The 19,308-nt window shown below is 39.0% G+C and carries 17 protein-coding genes; 11 read left to right on the top strand and 6 right to left on the bottom strand.

The window, feature by feature from the left end; translation table 11 throughout:
• Positions 1–51 precede the first annotated feature (51 nt).
• Together obgE and ML462_RS12250 are read right to left on the bottom strand one after the other, a co-directional pair.
• Complete coding sequence (obgE, locus tag ML462_RS12255) at positions 52–1,059, bottom strand: GTPase ObgE (protein WP_240714115.1); 1,008 nt, start codon at positions 1,057–1,059, stop codon at positions 52–54.
• A 6-nt stretch (positions 1,060–1,065) separates the two neighbouring features.
• Positions 1,066–2,178: an adenylate kinase gene (locus ML462_RS12250; protein ID WP_240714114.1), complete on the bottom strand. Its 1,113-nt coding sequence runs from the start codon at positions 2,176–2,178 to the stop codon at positions 1,066–1,068.
• Between the two features lie 122 nt (positions 2,179–2,300).
• On the opposite strand from ML462_RS12250, the gene ML462_RS12245 reads away from it, so the two are divergent.
• The 5 genes from ML462_RS12245 (at position 2,301) to ML462_RS12225 (ending at position 7,120) form a co-directional block, all read left to right on the top strand.
• Positions 2,301–3,461, top strand: coding sequence for a 5-(carboxyamino)imidazole ribonucleotide synthase (locus ML462_RS12245; protein WP_240714113.1), 1,161 nt, complete (start codon positions 2,301–2,303; stop codon positions 3,459–3,461).
• 7 nt (positions 3,462–3,468) lie between these two features.
• Positions 3,469–3,954 (top strand): 5-(carboxyamino)imidazole ribonucleotide mutase, encoded by a 486-nt coding sequence (gene purE / locus ML462_RS12240; RefSeq protein WP_240714112.1) that lies wholly within the window; start codon positions 3,469–3,471, stop codon positions 3,952–3,954.
• Between the two features lie 212 nt (positions 3,955–4,166).
• Positions 4,167–6,197, top strand: a complete 2,031-nt coding sequence (locus ML462_RS12235) for a M3 family metallopeptidase (protein WP_240714111.1) — start codon at positions 4,167–4,169, stop codon at positions 6,195–6,197.
• Between the two features lie 96 nt (positions 6,198–6,293).
• Positions 6,294–6,845 (top strand): sigma-70 family RNA polymerase sigma factor, encoded by a 552-nt coding sequence (locus tag ML462_RS12230; RefSeq protein WP_240714110.1) that lies wholly within the window; start codon positions 6,294–6,296, stop codon positions 6,843–6,845.
• Positions 6,846–6,847: 2 nt separating this feature from the next.
• Positions 6,848–7,120, top strand: coding sequence for a hypothetical protein (locus ML462_RS12225; protein WP_240714109.1), 273 nt, complete (start codon positions 6,848–6,850; stop codon positions 7,118–7,120).
• Here the strand turns inward: ML462_RS12225 and ML462_RS12220 are convergent.
• Positions 7,083–7,922, bottom strand: coding sequence for a UbiA prenyltransferase family protein (locus tag ML462_RS12220; protein WP_240714108.1), 840 nt, complete (start codon positions 7,920–7,922; stop codon positions 7,083–7,085). The genes ML462_RS12225 and ML462_RS12220 overlap by 38 nt on opposite strands.
• A gap of 134 nt (positions 7,923–8,056) precedes the next feature.
• Between ML462_RS12220 and gcvP the strand changes: the two genes are divergently transcribed.
• From gcvP to ML462_RS12200, 4 genes are all read left to right on the top strand, one after another.
• A complete protein-coding gene (gene gcvP, locus ML462_RS12215; protein WP_240714107.1) occupies positions 8,057–10,906 on the top strand; it encodes an aminomethyl-transferring glycine dehydrogenase in 2,850 nt (949 codons plus the stop codon).
• Between the two features lie 128 nt (positions 10,907–11,034).
• Positions 11,035–12,093 (top strand): 3-oxoacyl-ACP synthase III family protein, encoded by a 1,059-nt coding sequence (locus tag ML462_RS12210; RefSeq protein WP_240714106.1) that lies wholly within the window; start codon positions 11,035–11,037, stop codon positions 12,091–12,093.
• A gap of 1 nt (position 12,094) precedes the next feature.
• A complete protein-coding gene (locus ML462_RS12205; protein WP_240714105.1) occupies positions 12,095–12,616 on the top strand; it encodes a class I SAM-dependent methyltransferase in 522 nt (173 codons plus the stop codon).
• A 51-nt stretch (positions 12,617–12,667) separates the two neighbouring features.
• Positions 12,668–13,516, top strand: a complete 849-nt coding sequence (locus ML462_RS12200; protein ID WP_240714104.1) for a glycosyltransferase family 2 protein — start codon at positions 12,668–12,670, stop codon at positions 13,514–13,516.
• 3 nt (positions 13,517–13,519) lie between these two features.
• On the opposite strand, the gene pafA is transcribed toward ML462_RS12200, so the two are convergent.
• Positions 13,520–15,151, bottom strand: a complete 1,632-nt coding sequence (pafA, locus tag ML462_RS12195) for an alkaline phosphatase PafA (RefSeq protein ID WP_240714103.1) — start codon at positions 15,149–15,151, stop codon at positions 13,520–13,522.
• Between the two features lie 116 nt (positions 15,152–15,267).
• Here pafA and ML462_RS12190 point away from each other — a divergent pair, with 116 nt between their 5' ends.
• Together ML462_RS12190 and ML462_RS12185 are read left to right on the top strand one after the other, a co-directional pair.
• Positions 15,268–16,005, top strand: a complete 738-nt coding sequence (locus ML462_RS12190) for an MlaE family ABC transporter permease (protein ID WP_240714102.1) — start codon at positions 15,268–15,270, stop codon at positions 16,003–16,005.
• Positions 16,006–16,008: 3 nt separating this feature from the next.
• Positions 16,009–16,773, top strand: a complete 765-nt coding sequence (locus ML462_RS12185) for an ABC transporter ATP-binding protein (RefSeq protein ID WP_240714101.1) — start codon at positions 16,009–16,011, stop codon at positions 16,771–16,773.
• Between the two features lie 4 nt (positions 16,774–16,777).
• Here ML462_RS12185 and ML462_RS12180 read toward each other — a convergent pair whose 3' ends face one another.
• Together ML462_RS12180 and ML462_RS12175 are read right to left on the bottom strand one after the other, a co-directional pair.
• Positions 16,778–18,211 carry a DUF389 domain-containing protein gene (locus ML462_RS12180; RefSeq protein WP_240714100.1) on the bottom strand — a complete coding sequence of 478 codons (1,434 nt, stop codon included), beginning with the start codon at positions 18,209–18,211 and terminating at the stop codon, positions 16,778–16,780.
• Positions 18,212–18,216: 5 nt separating this feature from the next.
• Complete coding sequence (locus tag ML462_RS12175) at positions 18,217–19,308, bottom strand: mannose-1-phosphate guanylyltransferase (RefSeq protein WP_240714099.1); 1,092 nt, start codon at positions 19,306–19,308, stop codon at positions 18,217–18,219.

Below are 19,308 nucleotides of genomic sequence, written 5' to 3'. Positions count from 1 at the left end.
TTTACTAAAAATAAGCAAAATCAGTTCGGAAAGTCAGTGCTTTAACAGGATTTAAACAGGCTGTTTATTAAGCATCTGCCACAATTTATCCTTTAATTCGGTTAATCCCATCTGAGCTACTGAAGAAATAAAGATATAAGGAAGCTTAAGTTCTTTATCCAGTTCAGAAGCCATTTCAGCTTTTAACTCTTCATCCAGAAGATCACTTTTTGATATGGCGACCAACCGGTCTTTATCTAATAATTCAGGATTATAGCGCTTTAACTCATCCAAAAGAATATCATATTGCTTTTTGATATCCCTGGCATCGGCCGGGATAAGGAACAATAATGTTGAATTACGCTCAATATGTCTAAGGAAGCGATGTCCAAGACCCTTTCCTTCGGCAGCACCTTCGATGATACCGGGAATATCTGCAACCACAAAAGTTTTAAAATCCCGATATTTTACGATTCCAAGATTCGGTTTCAGAGTGGTAAACTCATAATTGGCAATTTTAGGCTTTGCCGCGGTGATTACTGATAGCAAAGTAGATTTTCCTGCATTAGGAAATCCAACCAGTCCCACGTCTGCAAGCACCTTTAGCTCCAGAGTAATATCAACCTGCTGACCATCTATTCCCGGTTGGGCATATCTTGGCGTCTGATTCGTTGAACTTTTAAAGTGCCAGTTTCCTCTACCTCCCATTCCTCCTTCAGCCACAATATATTCCTGGCCATCCTCGGTGATCTCTTTAATGATCTCATTGGTTTCGGTGTCCCGTATTACGGTTCCTAATGGCACTTCTATGTATTCATCTGATCCTTGAGCACCAGAACTTCTTTGCTTCCCTCCATTTTCACCGTGCTCCGCTTTTACGTGTCGCTTGAACTTCAAATGGAATAAAGTCCAGAGATTTTTGTTTCCCTTTACGATCACGTGACCACCTCGACCTCCGTCACCTCCATCTGGTCCACCTTTTGCAATATATTTCTCCCGGTGGAGATGAGCTGAGCCCTTCCCTCCTTTTCCGGAAAAAACATGAATCTTTACATAGTCAACAAAATTCCCTTCAGTCATTATATTCTATTTCATTAATTCGTCGATCACCTCGCTAAGCCTATTTGTGATCTCATCAATACTTCCAACGCCATCAACTCCATAATATTTATCCTGAGCCTGGTAATAATTCTTGAGGATTGCAGTTTCATCATAATAAACCTTGATCCTGTTCCTAATCACGGCTTCATCAGCATCATCGGCTCTTCCAGAGGTTTTTCCTCTTTCCAGTAAACGTTCTACAAGAATTTCATCATCAACCTCCAATGCGATCATTGCATGAACTTCAGTTCCTTTAGATTCGAGATAAGTACTCAAAGCTTCAGCCTGGGCTTCCGTCCGTGGAAATCCGTCAAAAATAAAACCGTTTGCACCTTCGTTTTTTTCAACCTCAGCATTTAGCATATTGATGGTCACCTCATCTGGAACTAACTGTCCCTTATCAATAAAAGATTTGGCACTAAGCCCCAGCTCTGTTTTATTCTTGATATTATAGCGAAATACATCACCGGTGGAAATGTGAATAAGCTCATATTTATCTTTTAAAATTGTAGCCTGAGTTCCTTTGCCAGCACCCGGAGGGCCAAACAATACTAAGTTTGTCATCTTATTATCTTTGCGTTTATATACTTGCGTTAAGTTTCGTCCTAAACCGTCATAATCCAGGCCAAAACCAACAATAAATTTATTAGGTATTTCAATTCCAATAATCTGTACCGGTACATTTTTCTTATAAGCTTTGGGCTTAAAGAATAAAGTAGCAACTTCATAACTCTCTACTCCTGCATTCTTGAGAATCTTATCAAGCTCTACAAGGGTATTCCCGGTATCAACTATATCTTCCAGCAATATCACCTTTCTGCCCTTAAGTTCCTGGTTTAATCCAACCAGAGTTTTTACTTTTCCGGTAGTCTTAGTTCCTTCATAGGACCCCATTTTCACAAAACTAACTTCACAATCTCCATTAAATCTTTTGATTATTTCTGAAGCAACCATAAAAGAACCATTCAAAACTCCTATAAAAACCGGGTTTTGGCCATCATATTTCTTATTCAGTTTTTCTGAAATTTGCTCTATCGCCTGCGTGATCTCCTCTTCAGATATATAGGGCTCGAATTCAAGATCATGTAGTTTTATCAAAACGGTAAAATTTTAAGTGGCAAAGATAAGCAATCTGAATAAGCCCAACCTCCCGATTTCTTCCCGATTATGTATGGCAGGAAATTCGAATAGATTATTTTTGCCAAAAGGCATTTTAATTTATGGTAAATTATTTCTCTTCAGACTTTAAACTCGCCATTCTTGGTGGAGGACAATTAGGAAAAATGATGTTATATGAAACCCGAAAATATGACATCGAGACCCTAGTACTGGATCCAAGTTCAGAGGCTCCATGCAGGATCTCCAGCAATTATTTTGAACAGGGCGACCTTATGGATTATGAAACAGTACTCAATTTTGGTCGAAAGGCAGATGTAGTCACTTTTGAAATTGAGGGCGTGAATGTGGAAGCCTTAAAACAATTGGAGTCTGAAGGAAAAAAAACCTTTCCTTCTGCCGCGACTCTGGAAAAGATCCAGAATAAAGCAGTACAGAAGAAATTCTATAAAGAGAAAAAAATTCCAACTGCAGATTTTAAGGTTTTCAGTGATCTGTCTGCTCTTCAGAATGCCGTTCAGAAAAAAGAAGTTGAAATTCCCTTTGTCTGGAAAAGCGCTACGGGCGGTTATGACGGAAAAGGAGTTTCAGTAATTAAAAAAGCAGAGGACCTCAAAGAACTTTCAGAGGGTGAATGCATCGCAGAACGACTGGTTCCTTTCAAGAATGAACTGGCAGTAATCGTTGCTAGAACTCCATCTGGCGAAGTAAGAACTTACCCGGTTGTGGAAATGGAATTTCATCCTACCGCAAACCAGGTGGAATATGTGATCTGCCCGGCAAGGATTGAAGAAAAAGTAGCTGAAAAAGCCCGCGCTATTGCAAAACAGGTTTCTGAAGCATTTGAGCACGTAGGTTTACTGGCAGTTGAAATGTTCCAGACTGAAGAGGATGATATTCTGGTAAATGAAGTTGCTCCAAGACCACACAATAGTGGTCATTATTCCATTGAAGCTTCCTACACCAATCAGTTCGAACAGCATATTCGAGCTATTCTTGACCTTCCATTAGGAAATACCGATAGTAAGGTAGGCGGAATAATGGTAAATTTGGTAGGAGACCCAGATCATGAGGGTGAGGTTGTTTATGAGAATATTGAAAAGATCATGGAGATGAATGGGGTGACCCCACATATTTACGGAAAAAAGATCACAAGACCCTTCAGAAAAATGGGACATGTGACCATTGTAGATAAGGATATAGCCAGGGCAAGAAAAATAGCCGAGAAAGTAAAAAACAGTATAAAAGTTATTAGCAAAAAATAAATTTAGAATGGGAAAAGTAGCAGTAGTAATGGGCAGCACAAGTGATCTACCTGTAATGCAGGATGCCATAGATATTTTAGAAGGATTCGATATTGAGGTAGAAGTAGACATAGTCTCAGCCCATAGAACACCCGAAAAACTTTTCGACTTCAGTAAAACCGCCCACGAAAAAGGAATCCAGGTGATCATAGCTGGTGCCGGAGGTGCTGCTCACTTACCAGGCATGGTTGCTTCAATGTCTCCCCTTCCGGTAATAGGTGTTCCGGTAAAATCCAGGAATTCTATCGACGGCTGGGATTCTGTACTATCTATTCTTCAAATGCCCGGTGGTGTTCCGGTAGCGACTGTTGCTTTAGACGGAGCTAAAAATGCAGGAATACTTGCAGCGCAAATCATTGGTGCCTCAGATAAATGTGTACTGGATAAGATTTTGGTCTATAAGGAAGGCCTAAAACAAAAGGTGATAGACGGAGCAAAATCTGTGAAAAAATAAGAAAGGCCGCAATTGCGGCCCTTCGAGTAGTAAACTATTTAATCTGTAAAATTATTTATTAACCATTCTAAATATTTAACCAGAACTTTGTAAACTACTTTTTCTATATTTTTTCAACTCTTAATAGAGCGCCTAATTTATCAAAATTTTCTTAAAAATCATCATTTACGTTAATTAAATGTACCATTAACGTTAATAAAATATTTCAAGCAATGAGTTCTCAGAATATATTACTTAAAGAATTTGAATACGCTCCCTTTTCCAAAATAAGAACGGAAGACTACAAACCCGCCATTTTGCAGGCGGTGGAGCTAGCGAAGCAGGATATAGAAAGTATTACGAATTCTGATGAAAACCCAACTTTTGAAAACACCATTGAAGCCCTGGAATTTTCAGGTAAAAAACTGGATAGGGTTTCCAGCATCTTTTTCAATATAAATTCTGCTGAGACCAATGAAGAAATCCAAAGGATCGCCCAGGAAGTTTCACCTGTGTTATCAGAATTCAAGAATGATGTAATTCTAAACAAAGAACTGTTCAAAAAAGTGAAGCAGGTTTTTCAGAAGAAAGAATCTTTAGATCTTAACGCAGAACAGACTACCCTTCTCGAAAAAAAATACAAGGCTTTTACAAGAAACGGGGCGAATCTCCCGGATGAAAAACAGAAAGACCTGAGGGAAATAGACAAAGAATTAGCGAAACTGAAGTTGAAATTTGGCGAAAATGTTCTTGCCGAGACTAATAAATATGAACTCCAGGTTACCGATGAATCAAGACTTAATGGACTACCCGAAAGTTTTAAAAATGAAGCAAAATTGGTAGCTAAGGCTAAGAAAAAGGATGGATGGATCTTCACTCTGGAATATCCTAGCTATATCCCCTTCATGAAATATGCAAAAGACCGGGAACTTCGTAAAGAGTTATCCCTTGCTTTCGGATCCAGAGGTTTTCATAATGATGACCTGGACAACCAGGAAAATGTATTGCAAATCGCCAAACTAAGATATAAAAGAGCAAAACTTCTCGGTTTTGACTCTCATGCACAATTCGTGCTGGAAGAAAGGATGGCAGAGACACCTGAAAAAGTTGATTCTTTTCTTGATGAAATGCTGGAAAAAGCAAAACCCGCTGCAGAAAAGGAATTTAAAGAACTTGAAGAATTCGCCAGAGAACTCGATAAAATAGATAAGTTACAGAAATGGGATGCAGCCTATTACGGTGAGAAATTAAAACAAAAGCGTTTCGACCTGGATGATGAAAAGCTGAAGCCCTATTTTAAACTTGAAAATGTTATTGAGGGGGTCTTCATCGTTGCTCAAAAGCTTTACGGCCTCAATTTTAAAGAAGTCCACAATATCGATAAATACCACAAAGATGTTAAAACATTCGAAGTAACCAACGAGTTAGGAGAAGATATTGCCCTTTTTTACGCCGATTTCCATCCCAGACCAGGAAAAAGAGATGGGGCCTGGATGACCATTTATAAAAATCAATATGTCCAAAATGGCAAAAATGAGAGGCCTCATATTTCTATAGTTTGCAACTTCACCAAACCTACAGAAAAGGAACCTTCTTTACTAACCTTTAATGAGGTAACCACCCTTTTTCACGAATTTGGTCACGCTCTTCATGGAATGTTAGCTGATACTACTTACCCTAGCCTTTCAGGTCCTAATGTATACTGGGATTTTGTTGAGCTGCCAAGCCAGGTACTGGAAAATTGGTGCTATGAAAAAGAGTCATTACAGCTTTTTGCAAAACATTACCAAACAGCAGAGCCTATCCCTGAAAATTTTATTGAAAAGATAAAAGAATCATCTAATTTTCTTGAAGGGATGGCCACATTAAGGCAGTTAAGCTTCGGAATGTTAGATCTTAGCTGGCATGCAAAAGATCCTTCAAATATTACCGACGTAAAGAAGCTTGAGGTAGAAGCTTTCAAGCCTACCAGGCTTTATCCGGATGTACCGTCCAATTGTATGAGCACAGCCTTCTCTCATATTTTCCAGGGAGGATATTCTGCAGGTTACTATTCTTATAAATGGGCAGAAGTCCTGGATGCAGATACCTTTGAGTACTTTGCCGAAAATGGAATTTTCAGTAAGGATATTGCCGATAAATTCAGAGAAAATATACTTTCTAAGGGCGGCACCGAGCATCCAATGGAGCTTTATAAACGTTTTAGGGGCAAGGAACCTAAGCCAGACGCGCTTTTAAGAAGAGCAGGTTTGATCTCGAAATAGCTGTAAACAGTTGGCCTATCTAGAAATCTTATCTTTTCTATAACTATTGATAGACTTTCTTTTGCTAATTTTGAGTAGAACCGATTTTTCTAGATCATGCCCGCTAACACTCTCGACCCAAACAAATGGGTAGATAAATACTCAGATTATCTATTCAATTATACGATTGTTCGTGTGAACAACCGGGAGATAGCCAATGATCTTATCTCAGAAACTTTTCTGGCAGCCCTTAAATCTGCAAAGAATTTTAAAGGAGAAGCAAGTGAAAGAACCTGGTTAATTTCGATTTTAAAGAGAAAAATCATAGATTACTATCGAAAGATCAATTCCAGAAAAGGTCAGGCAGAGGTCAAAATAAATTATTCTGATGATTATAATGAAGGTGAATGGCTGGAAGAACAGGTAGCAGATCAGTTTGACCGGACGGCAGAAGATGAAATGGAAAATAATGAACTAGGTCTTGCCATCCTGGACTGTCTTGACTCTATCAATGAAAAACATGCCGAGATCTTTAAAAGAAAAACAATTGATGGTGCAGATACCGAAGCTATCTGTAATGAATTCAATATCACCCCGTCTAACCTCTGGGTTATTATACATAGGGCCAGAACCGCACTGGCTGCTTGTTTAGAGAAAAACTGGTTTTAATTATGAGTAAAAATCGAAAGCTTTTTTTTATTGATTGTTCAGAAGCAGCTGAGTGTTGTGACAAATCTCAATATGACGAAGCAAATTTTCTGGAAAAGGCAAAGCTGATGCTTCACCTGGCTTTCTGCAAAACATGCAAAAAATTTTCTGACCGGAATTCCAGACTCACTCACCTAATGAAAGAGGCCAGACTTGAAACCTGTCCGGAAGAAAAGAAGAAACAGTGGCGGGAGGAAATTAAGAAAGAATACGCGGAAGAACGAACCTCAAGATAAGGTAAAATCCAAGATATATAAGCGGAAGGCCCTCTACCCAAAAAGAGGCAAAATACTTAGCCTGCTCCCTCTTCGAGAACCACAGACAAATACTTGTTAAAATCAAAAGTCCCGTTAAAGCTAAGAATTCATTGGAGCTGAAATTGCTTTGAAATAATTCTACAGAAAAGATCAAAAAAATTAGAATGCTTCCAAATACTTTGGTTTTATGAACTCCAAGTTTTTGAGGTATGGTTCCCAGATTCTCATTATCATAATCCAGGTCCCTTATTTCAAATGGAAGTGTGAGAACAATTACAAGAATCAAGCGCTGAAGAAAATCAATAATAATGTTTTGATCCAGAAGTTTCCCGGCATTCAATATTGGCAATATTACAGTTGTACCGGCCCAAACCAACGCGATTATAAAGATTTTTAAACCTGGTAGGCTACGCAAATTCTTTTCAAAGCCTAAAAAAGGCACTGCATAAAATAAGGTAAGGAAACCCATAATTCCTGCTGAAATTAAAACTTCGGTTGATTGCTTAAAGCTGAAATAAACCAGGGTTACAAAACACAATAAAGAAAACAGCTGAATGAACCGTAAATTTTTAGCCAGACTTAAATGATGAAGTTTTGCGATCCCGGCATATTTCACAAAATTGTAACCGGTTATGGAGGCAAAAAATATAAAGTAGAAAAGGTTTTCATCAATCAATAGATCATGTTCCAGTATAGTAATGATGGTAAACGAAACAATGGCCAGAGAAACATGAATGCTGCTATTGATATATAATTCAAAAGCATTTTTTAAATACTTCATGCTACGAAATTACATATAAAATCATACTAAATATTTCAGAGTAAAAATCTTAACAACTGTATACGCCTAAACTTTAAAAAATTAGCATGAAATTATGTATTTTCGCGCCACGAAAACACAACTATTTTATTTTAATGAGAACAGATTCTTTCGCATTACGTCATATTGGTCCTAAAGCTGAAAATCTACAAGAAATGCTGGACACTATCGGGGTTGAGTCTATAGAGCAACTAATCTATGAAACTCTTCCGGATGATATTCGTCTACACAGCCCTTTAGACCTTCCAAAGGCGATGAGTGAATACCAGTATGCAGAGCATATCAAAAAGCTTTCTGAGAAGAACAGGGTTTTTAAAACGTATATTGGGTTAGGATACCACCAGGCAATTCTTCCTGCTGTAATTCAGCGTAATATTTTGGAGAACCCGGGATGGTATACCGCCTACACCCCATACCAGGCTGAAATTGCCCAGGGACGTTTAGAAGCTCTTCTAAATTTCCAGACTATGGTAAGCGATCTTACCGGAATGGAAATCGCCAATGCCTCATTACTTGACGAATCTACAGCTGCTGCTGAAGCAATGGCTTTATTGCATGCTGTTCGCGATAGAAAGCAGAAAAAGAATAATGTAAATAAGTTCTTTGTTTCTCAGCAAACCTTGCCACAAACTATTTCTTTAATGGAAACCAGGGCTAATTTCCTTGGAATTGAAATGGTAGTGGGAGATCATGAAGAATTCGATTTCTCCGAAGAATATTTTGGTGCACTTGTTCAGTATCCAGGAAAGTTCGGGCAGGTTTTCGATTATGCTGAATTTGTTGAGAACTGTAAAAATGCCAATATTAAAACTGCGGTAGCGGCAGATATTCTTAGTCTGGTAAAACTTCAGGCCCCAGGTGAACTTGGCGTAGACGTGGTAGTAGGTACTACTCAGAGATTTGGAATTCCACTAGGTTATGGCGGCCCACACGCGGCTTATTTCGCTACGAGAGAAGAATATAAGCGTAACCTACCTGGAAGGATCATTGGATTAACCAAAGATCTTGACGGAAACAATGCTTTAAGAATGGCTCTTCAAACCAGGGAGCAACATATAAAAAGAGACAAAGCAACTTCGAATATCTGTACTGCTCAGGTTTTACTGGCAGTAATGGCCGGTATGTACGCCGTTTATCATGGGCCAAAAGGTTTGGAATATATCGCTAATATTGTTCACGCATCTACTGTATCATTAGAAGACAAACTTAAATCTCTTGGTTTTGAGCAGTTGAATTCAGCTTATTTCGATACTATCCATGTTAAGGCAGAAGCTGAAAAACTTAAGGAAATTGCTGAAAAGAATGAGATCAATTTCTATTATCCAGATGCTGAAAGTGTTTGTATTTCTATTAACGAAACTACCACTACAGACGACCTTAACGCAATCGTTGCGGTATTTGCTGAACTGGCAGAAAAACAAAATTCTGAGATCACTGAACTTTCAGAAAGATCTGCAATTCCGCAAAACCTAGAAAGAAAAACTGAATTCCTTACTCATGAGGTTTTCAATCTGTATCATTCAGAAACTGAATTGATGCGTTATATCAAGAAGCTTGAACGTAAGGATCTTTCTTTGAATCATTCCATGATTTCGCTAGGTTCCTGTACCATGAAGCTTAATGCAGCCTCAGAGATGCTTCCGTTAAGTAACCCGCAATGGGGGAATCTTCACCCATTTGTACCGGTAGAACAGGCAGAAGGATACCAAACCGTTCTCAAGGAACTTGAACATCAGCTTACTGAGATTACCGGTTTTTCAGCTACTTCTCTGCAGCCAAACTCGGGTGCACAAGGGGAGTATGCCGGTTTAATGGTTATTAGGGCTTACCACGAGGCAAATGGCGAAGGACATAGAAATGTATGCCTTATTCCGTCTTCCGCCCATGGAACCAATCCTGCTTCCGCAGTAATGGCCGGAATGAAAGTAGTTGTAACCAAAGCTTCTGAAAATGGAAATATAGATGTTGATGACCTTAGAGAAAAGGCTCTAAAGCATAAAGATAATTTGGCCGCTTTGATGGTTACTTATCCATCTACACACGGAGTATTTGAATCTGCAATTCGCGAGATCACCAATATCATTCATGAAAACGGCGGACAGGTTTATATGGATGGCGCCAATATGAATGCCCAGGTGGGACTAACAAATCCGGGAAGAATTGGAGCTGACGTTTGTCACCTGAATCTTCACAAGACCTTTGCCATTCCTCATGGAGGTGGTGGACCGGGAGTTGGACCAATTTGTGTTGCCGAGCAATTAAAACCATTCCTTCCTGGTAATCCTATAATCAAAACAGGAGGAGAACAGGCTATTGGAGCTATTTCTTCAGCACCATGGGGATCATCTTTAGTTTGCCTTATCTCCTATGGCTACATAAAGATGCTTGGAACGGGAGGCCTTCAAAAAGCTACAGAATATGCTATTTTGAATGCAAATTATATTAAAGAAAGACTTAAAGATCATTACAAAACCCTTTATTCTGGAGAAAGAGGGCGTGCAGCTCACGAGATGATCATTGATTGCCGTCCTTTCAAAGACAAAGGAATCGAGGTGGTGGATATCGCAAAACGACTAATCGATTATGGCTTCCATGCACCAACCGTGTCATTCCCTGTATCTGGAACCATGATGATCGAGCCTACTGAAAGTGAAAGCAAGGCGGAATTAGATCGTTTCTGTGATGCCCTTATTTCCATAAGACAGGAAATCGAGGAAGTTTCAGCAGATGAACCAAATAACGTTCTGAAGAATGCACCTCATACCATTCATATGCTTACTTCAGACGAATGGGAACTTCCATATTCAAGAGAAAAAGCTGCATATCCTTTGAGCCATTTACATGATAATAAGTTCTGGCCAAGTGTTAGAAGAGTAGACGAGGCTTTTGGAGACAGGAATTTAATGTGTACCTGCCCTCCTACCGAGGAATATATTGAAGCTTAACGATCAAATATTAAGAAATAGAAAAACCTGTCAGATGGCAGGTTTTTTTTCGACCAAAAAATTTAGCTAATTTAAGTGGCTATTATTACTAATTATTTAAATTGTAAAATTAACATTAAGAAAGTCAGATGAACTGCAAAATCACCGGAACGGGAAGCTATATACCAAATGTGGTAACTAAGAATGCTGACTTCGACCAACACGAATTCTATAACCTTGATGGTTCTACTTTCCCTCATGACAATAAAACTACCATAAGGAAATTTAAAGCTATTACTGGAATCGAGGAAAGACGTTATCTTGACGAAAACCTTAACACTTCAGATCTTGCCGTAATCGCGAGCCAGAAAGCTATTGAAAGTGCCGGAATAGACCCGGAAACACTGGATTATATTATCGTTGCGCATAATTACGGGGATGTGAAATCTAATTCCATACAAAGTGATACGGTCCCTAGTCTTGCAACGCGAGTAAAGGCACATTTAAGAATAAAGAATCCAAAATGTGTGGGATATGACCTATTATTTGGTTGTCCGGGATGGATTGAAGGCATGATCCAGGCTAAGGCTTTTATAAAGGCAGGCCTGGCAAAAAGATGCCTGGTTATTGGAGCTGAAGCATTATCCCGAGTTGTAGATAAGCATGATCGTGATTCCATGATTTTTTCAGATGGCGCAGGTGCGGCAATTCTTGAAGCTTCAGATAAGGAACCTGGAATTCTATCTCATGAATCGGCAACGTTCTCCTTCCAGGAATCTGATTATATCTATTTCGGAAAATCAAATCATTCCACCGCTCCGGAAGAAGTTAAGTACATAAAAATGCATGGAAGGAAGATCTATGAATTTGCCCTGGTAAATGTTCCTAAAGCGATGAAGGAATGCCTTGAGAATAGTGGAAAGTCTATTAAGGATCTTAAGAAGATCTTTATCCACCAGGCAAATGAAAAAATGGACCATGCTATTATTCACCGGTTTTACAAACTTCATGGAATGACTCCTCCTGCAGATGTAATGCCCATGACCATCCATGAACTTGGAAATAGCAGCGTTGCGACAGTCCCTACTCTTTTCGACCTGGTTCAGAGGGGTGAAATAGAGAATCAGGAGCTTAAAAAAGGTGATGTTGTTATGTTTGCCAGTGTGGGCGCAGGAATGAACATTAACGCGATCACTTATCAGGTCTAGGATGTACGAGAATACATTTCCTGAAAAGCGTTATAAAAAAACCCTCGATTTTTTGATGGAGCACGTACCTCCACCTGCCAAGGTTCTTGACCTCGGGGTGAAAAATCCATTTTCTGAGATCATGATCAAAAATGGTTATGATGTAACAAATACTGCAGGTGAAGATCTTGACGATAATTTTTCCGCTGTAAAAAATGAGAACTACGATCTGGTAACAGCTTTTGAAATTTTTGAACATCTGCTTGCCCCGTATAATATTCTGAAGGAAATTGAAGCAGAGAAGATCATAGCCAGCGTTCCTCTTAAATTATGGTTCTCCCCTGCCTACCGTAGTAAAACCGATATGTGGGATCGTCATTATCACGAATTTGAAGACTGGCAGTTCGACTGGTTATTTGAGAAAAGTGGCTGGCAGATCAAAAAAACAATGAAATGGACAAATCCTGTAAATAAAATTGGAGTACGCCCGTTACTTAGAAAGATTACTCCGCGTTATTACGCAGTTTACGCTAAAAGAAACTAGCATCCTCAACTATAATTCTATATTAGCATTAGATAGAAAAAGTGATCTCGCTTGAAAATAGATATTGTAATACCTGCCCATAATGAAGCGAATTTTATAGGTGAAAGCCTTCAGTCTCTTATCGACCAAAGCCTTACTCCAAATAAGATCGTGGTAGTTGATGATAGCTCAACAGACAATACTTCTGAGGTTGTAGAAAGATTCACAAAGGATTATTCTTTTGTGGAACTGGTAAAAAATAATTCTTCCACCGAGCACGCTCCGGGGAGTAAAGTTATTAACGCATTTTATAAAGGCTATTATAAGTTACAAAACGACTTTGATGTCATTTGTAAATTTGATGCAGACCTTATTTTCCCCAAAAACTATCTGGAAACCATCGCAGAGCATTTTGAGAAAGATTTTCAAGCCGGCATGGTAGGTGGTTTTTGTAGCGTTAAAAGAAAGAACAAATGGGTTCCTGAAAATCTTACCGGGAAAGACCATATACGAGGAGCCTTAAAAGCTTATCGAAAGCACTGTTTTATCCAAATTGGTGAACTTAAGCCCGCGATGGGCTGGGATACTGCAGATGAACTTTTAGCGCGTTTCCATGGATGGAAAGTGATAACTGATGAATCTCTGCTGGTAAAACACCTAAGACCAACTGGAATGAATTATTTCGAACATTCAGGACGCAAACAGGGTGAGGCTTTTTACAGGCTTAGATATGGCACTCTTCTTAGCTTGATCGCTTCTGCCAAACTTGCTGCCATGAAAATGAATCCTTTTGCTTTTCTTCATTACACTTCAGGATATTTTCAGGCAAAACGAAAAAAACGACCTTTTCTCGTTTCCGAAGAAGAAGGCCGTTTTATAAGAAAATTACGCTGGGCGAATATTCGCAAGAAAATTGCCTGATTTTTATTTTTCCAGTACAGCTTTTAGCGGTTTACCCGTCGCTGCATTCGGGAAAGAAATTCCTAACATTGCAGAAATTGTAGGTGCAATATCTGGAATGGTAGAATATTCAAAAGTACTCCCCTTCTTTATACCCTTACCAAAAAATATCAGCGGAACATGGGTGTCATATGAAAATCCGCTACCATGTGTAGTTCCTGTTTCCGGAAAAACAATATATCCAGGATCCATAACATAAACCACATCTCCACTTCTTTTTTGGTTGAATCCGTTTTCTATAAGACTTCCAATTCCTTTACCGAAGGAACCAGCTTGTAATTGATTTCTGGTAAAAGTTCTGGCAATATTTTCCTGTTGAAGTAAAAAGTGAGCGACCTTATTCTGTAATTCTGAAGCATTGATCTTCTTTTTATTCAATTCATCGTAATTAAAGAAAACCTGCCCATTGGAAATATTCTCGATAAGCAAATCTGATTTGAATTCGTTAGCAACAAAATCATTGGTCTTTTGAATTAGATCTGAATCCTGAAAATTGCCTGAGGGTATTTTTTTTGAACTCAGGTATCCAGGAACATCAACAGCACCGTGATCTGAAGTAAGGAAAACGGTGTATTCTCCCTGACCTACTACCTGGTCGAGGTATTTAAGCAAGTCTCCAATAGCCAGATCCAGTCGCATATAGGTATCCTGAACCTCTTTAGAGTTTACACCGAAATTATGCCCAACATAATCTGTACTTGAAAAGCTCACTGTAAGCACATCGGTAATATTATCCTGCCCAAGAGATTCTCCCTTTATCGCTGCTTTAGCAAATTCAGCGGTAAGATCATTTCCGAATGGTGAAGCTTTTATAAGCTCATAATTCCCATTTTCAGGAGCGATCTTTTCCAGGTCATAAGGAAAAGAAGCATTCTCCATTCCGTTGAAGCCTCCTTCAAAATTATTAATATCGCTACCACTTTCAGAATAACTTTTAATATCCTCCAAAGGCTCCCAGGTTTTCAGATAGGACTCAGCCTTCTTAGATTTATTGAAATCTTTTACCCAGCCAGGAAGTTCTTCCATATAATAGGTGCTTGTGATCCAGTTTGCCTCGGTACCACCAACAAACCAGTAAGCAGCATTGGCCGAATGACCTGCCGGCAATATCGCTCCACGGTCTTTAATGGCAACACCTATGGTTTTACCCTTCATTTGGGTGTGCAGCCTGTTTTCATCCCCGAAAGTTGTGGAAAGCATTCTTGAAGGCGACATTTCTCCGGCCCTTGTTTCGGTTCCCAAAGATTTTACTGAATCATCACCGGCACAGTAAACAAATTGATTTTCGAACTTGTTATACCAGCTATTACTTATAATACCATGACTGGCTGGGGTGGTACCCGTAAAAATTGAAGCATGACCTGGTCCCGTATAAGTAGGCACATAATTAAAGTGATTGTTTTTAAAATTAAATCCATTATTCACCAATCTTTTAAAACCGTCTTCCCCGAACCGATCCCAGAACCGGGTCAGGTAATCATATCTCATCTGGTCTACCACTATCCCGACAACTAATTTTGGCTTCTCCTCAATAATTTGAGCTCTCAAAGGAAAAAAGCAAATTAGCATCAGTAAGGCTGAAAAATATCGTTTCATTCATTTCAATTTTTAGATATAGCTCAAAAATACTAAACTTCAAACGCTAAAGTTTAATTAAGCCTTAAATACTTTAGAATGAAATTTTAGTATTTTAGCTTTTCAAAATTCAATTAATGACCTACCTGCACTCCATTGGGGAATATTTTTTAATGCTTAAAGGAGTTTTTGGCCGAATGACCAAAGGTTCGGTTCTCAAAAATCTTATCCTAAAAGAAATAGATGATTTAATAATGGGGTCATTAGGAATTGTAGCTTTCCTTTCCTTCTTCATTGGAGCGGTAGTAGCTATTCAAACCGCACTCAACCTCAATAACCCATTGATACCGAAATCCCTTGTTGCCTACGCTGCAAGACAATCTGTTATACTTGAATTCGCTCCAACCTTTATCTCCATCATTATGGCAGGTAAAGTGGGATCTTTTATCACTTCAAGTATAGGTTCGATGAGGGTAACCGAACAGATCGATGCCTTAGAGGTAATGGGAATAAACTCGAAGAACTACCTTATTTTTCCTAAGATCATTGCGATGCTAACTTATCCTTTCGTGATCGCGATCTCGATGTTTCTTGGAATAGCCGGGGCATATTCTGCGGCAGTTCTTGGAGGTTTTGTAAACTCAGATCAATTTATATCCGGGCTTCAGGATGAATTCATTCCGTTTCACCTAACCTATGCCTTTATAAAAACCTTCCTTTTTGCTTTTATCCTGGCTACAGTTCCTGCCTATCATGGATACTATATGAAAGGTGGGGCGCTGGAAGTTGGTGAAGCTTCAACTACTTCTTTTGTTTGGACCAGTGTGGTTTTAATTATTACTAACTATGCTGTTACGCAACTCTTATTAAGTTAACAAATGATACAGGTAAAGAATTTACATAAAGGTTTTAACGGTCAGGAAATTCTGAAAGGCATCAATTATACCTTCGAAAGAGGAAAAACCAACCTTATCATTGGTCAGTCTGGGTCGGGTAAAAGTGTATTTTTAAAATGTATGCTCGGGCTTTTTAAAGCTGACAAAGGAACCATTGAATACGACGGGAAACCATATTCTACATTTTCAGACGAGGAACAAAGAGAACTCAGAACCGAAATGGGAATGCTATTCCAGGGAGGAGCTCTTTTTGATTCTATGACCGTGGAAGAAAATGTAATGTTTCCGCTAAGGATGTTCACCAAACAGAAAAAGTCTGAAATGCTTGCCCGGGTCAACGAAGTACTAGAAAGGGTTAATCTTGAAGGGAACGGAAATAAAATGCCGTCAGAGATAAGTGGTGGGATGCAGAAAAGGGTTGCCATTGCCAGGGCTATCGTAAATAAGCCCAAATATCTATTCTGTGACGAACCCAATTCAGGCCTAGATCCTCAAACTGCCACGGTGATCGATAATCTGATCCAGGAGCTTACAGTGGAAAATGATATCACTACGGTGCTGATTACTCACGATATGAACTCGGTTCTTGAAATAGGAGAAAGGATCGCATTTTTAAAGGATGGATTACTTGCCTGGAAAGGAACCAAAGAGGAGATCTTTAAAACAGATGACGCAAGCGTTACCGATTTTGTTTACTCTTCCAACCTTTTTCAGAAAGTTAGAAAGGCTCAGCTTAAAGGCCTGTAATTACCTACCTTACATTTTTTATTGCAAGCGTATCCAGTTTTAACCTTAACCTCATCCAGCTGGCGAATTTTTCCTGCTGCAATGCCAGATCACTTTTCTTTACTGCATCATTCCAGTTAACTGTAAAGGTTGGAATCGTATCTGTTTTCTGGAAATTAGTAGTGATTAAATTGGAATAACCTATCTCTTCTATATTTTCATAATTTATCTTGGCTTCCTTACTAAGTTCTTCAAATGAAAAGGCGTCCCCTCGATATTTAGAAAGTTCAGATTCCAGCAGTTGAATCCGCTTATCTTTATTTTCCATAGCTTCCTGATTCTTCACATAAAGATCCTCCAGAATACCACTTTTCACCTGAGAAGACAATTCATTTATGTCCTGGTTTTGTTCGCTCCCCTGGTGCACTATAAGCTCAACTTTTTTTAATACTTCAATCTCATTAAGTTCCTCTTGCCAGGTCGCGATAGTCCCCTGGGGGATAAGCTCCCCTATCATATAAACATCAATCGTATTTTCCTTGAAATCGTTGGTAGACTTTAAAATCTCAGCTCCATTGTACCTTATTGAAGCTTCTACAAATTCATTGGCTTTACTTTGAAAAACCTGTTGCCTTAACAGTTTTACAAATAATATAATACTAGGTATCATAACAATTATAGCAATGGTAGAGGCTATTTGCGCAGTTCGCTTTCTCCTTTTACTATTGGCATATTTCACGAGCGGGAAACCAAGAAGCTTGGATACCACGAAGGTCGAGAGTGCGATAAATACTGCATTAATCGAAAATAGATAAAGCGCCCCCAAAGCGAAATCCCATTTCGCATTCGCCAGACCATACCCCACCGTACATAATGGTGGCATAAGGGCCGTTGCTATTGCAACACCCAGGATCACACTTGCGATAGTTCCTTTTTTGGTTTTCGCCACGATAAGGGCAAGCCCACCAAAGATTGCCACAAGCACATCCAGAATCGTTGGATAGGTTCTGGCAATAATCTCCGGAGTTTCATGTTTAACTGGTGAAATAAAGAAATAAACGGTCGCTGTTAAAACACTTAAACTAACCATAATACCCAGGTTCGATAGGGAACGTCTTAGGGTATCCACATCGTTGATCGCTACGGCCATCCCAACACCTACTATAGGTCCCATAAGAGGAGATATAAGCATGGCACCAATAACTACTGCGGTACTGCTTACGTTTAATCCAATGGAAGCGACAAAAATTGAAAATATGAGAATCCATGCATTGTGTCCCTTGAAGGAAATATCTTTTTGAACCGCAGCGACAGTTGACTCTCTATCGGTATCCTCCCTGATATCCAGAAGCCGACCAATAAAATTCTTTGTTTTTATATGAAGATCCTTGGCATCTTCCCGCAGATTTTCCCGACCAGCATCCTTCTGGTCCTTTTCCTTTTTTTCTTTATTTACCATATTTGTTAACCTAGGTCTTCGCCAAAATCTTTCATAACACGTTCCCTGATTTCCTTGATCTCCTGCTCCTTTGATTTTGGAACTATCATAAGTACATCTTTATCTTCTACTACTATGTATCCTGAGAGTTCGTCTAAAACTACAATCTTTTTTTCTTTCGTTGAAACAATATTATTCTCTGAATCATATGCCAGCAGCCTGCAATTCACAGCTGTATTATCTTCTTCATCTGATGGTAATTCAGTTTGTACAGAAGACCAGGTACCAAGGTCGCTCCAGTGATATTTCACGGGAATAACATAAACCGAGTCTGACTTCTCCATAATTCCGTAGTCTATGGATAAATTTGCAGCATTTGCATAATTTTCGTTCAGGAATTCTTTTTCCTCACTGGTGTTCCAGATCTCCTCTCCTTTTTCAAAAATACTATACATCTCAGGAAGGTATTTCTTGAAATTCTCAATTATAAATTTTGCACTCCAAATGAATATTCCTGCATTCCAAGCGTAATTACCAGCGTCTAGAAATTCCTGAGCCTTTTTCTCGTTTGGTTTTTCCGTAAATTTTTCAACTTTTTTAACCTTACCTTTTTCTTCGGGATCGTATTTTATATAACCGTAACCAGTATTTGGATTGGTGGGTTCTATTCCAAGAGTGATGAGGCGATCTTTCTTTTCGGCGCTATCAAAAGCCAGTTGAATAGAATCTATAAAAGCGTCTTCATCTTTTAACCAGTGGTCGCTAGGCGCGACTATGGTAAGAGCCTTTGGATTGGCTTTATAGATCTTTAAAGCACCTAATAAAATACTTGGCGCAGTATTGCGCATCTCCGGCTCTGGAACGATTTGCTCATATTTAATCTGAGGAACCTGCTCCCTTATCATTTCTACATACTTTTCATTCGTAAGGACGTAAATATTCTCTGCCGGAATTAGCTTTAAAAGACGGTTATAGGTGGTTTGAAAAAGGCTTTCTCCAAAACCAAGAACATCTATAAATTGTTTAGGATTGGAAGATTTGCTGGAAGGCCAGAATCTAGATCCTACTCCTCCGGCCATTAAAATCGCGTAATAATTATCCTTTTTACTTCCTGTCAT

Source organism: Christiangramia lutea (assembly GCF_022489035.1).
Lineage (GTDB): Bacteria > Bacteroidota > Bacteroidia > Flavobacteriales > Flavobacteriaceae > Christiangramia > Christiangramia lutea.
Note: the sequence above shows the minus strand (reverse complement) of the source record. Positions and strands in the feature narration are given on the sequence as shown.

What these genes read in the sequence shown, in the direction of transcription:
- obgE (WP_240714115.1), bottom strand. Translation starts at nt 1,059, where the DNA reads ATGACTGAAGGGAATTTTGTTGACTATGTAAAGATTCATGTTTTTTCC.
- ML462_RS12245 (WP_240714113.1), top strand. Translation starts at nt 2,301, where the DNA reads ATGGTAAATTATTTCTCTTCAGACTTTAAACTCGCCATTCTTGGTGGA.
- purE (WP_240714112.1), top strand. Translation starts at nt 3,469, where the DNA reads ATGGGAAAAGTAGCAGTAGTAATGGGCAGCACAAGTGATCTACCTGTA.
- ML462_RS12235 (WP_240714111.1), top strand. Translation starts at nt 4,167, where the DNA reads ATGAGTTCTCAGAATATATTACTTAAAGAATTTGAATACGCTCCCTTT.
- ML462_RS12230 (WP_240714110.1), top strand. Translation starts at nt 6,294, where the DNA reads ATGCCCGCTAACACTCTCGACCCAAACAAATGGGTAGATAAATACTCA.
- ML462_RS12225 (WP_240714109.1), top strand. Translation starts at nt 6,848, where the DNA reads ATGAGTAAAAATCGAAAGCTTTTTTTTATTGATTGTTCAGAAGCAGCT.
- ML462_RS12220 (WP_240714108.1), bottom strand. Translation starts at nt 7,922, where the DNA reads ATGAAGTATTTAAAAAATGCTTTTGAATTATATATCAATAGCAGCATT.
- gcvP (WP_240714107.1), top strand. Translation starts at nt 8,057, where the DNA reads ATGAGAACAGATTCTTTCGCATTACGTCATATTGGTCCTAAAGCTGAA.
- ML462_RS12210 (WP_240714106.1), top strand. Translation starts at nt 11,035, where the DNA reads ATGAACTGCAAAATCACCGGAACGGGAAGCTATATACCAAATGTGGTA.
- ML462_RS12205 (WP_240714105.1), top strand. Translation starts at nt 12,095, where the DNA reads ATGTACGAGAATACATTTCCTGAAAAGCGTTATAAAAAAACCCTCGAT.
- pafA (WP_240714103.1), bottom strand. Translation starts at nt 15,151, where the DNA reads ATGAAACGATATTTTTCAGCCTTACTGATGCTAATTTGCTTTTTTCCT.
- ML462_RS12190 (WP_240714102.1), top strand. Translation starts at nt 15,268, where the DNA reads ATGACCTACCTGCACTCCATTGGGGAATATTTTTTAATGCTTAAAGGA.
- ML462_RS12185 (WP_240714101.1), top strand. Translation starts at nt 16,009, where the DNA reads ATGATACAGGTAAAGAATTTACATAAAGGTTTTAACGGTCAGGAAATT.
- ML462_RS12180 (WP_240714100.1), bottom strand. Translation starts at nt 18,211, where the DNA reads ATGGTAAATAAAGAAAAAAAGGAAAAGGACCAGAAGGATGCTGGTCGG.
- ML462_RS12175 (WP_240714099.1), bottom strand. Translation starts at nt 19,308, where the DNA reads ATGACAGGAAGTAAAAAGGATAATTATTACGCGATTTTAATGGCCGGA.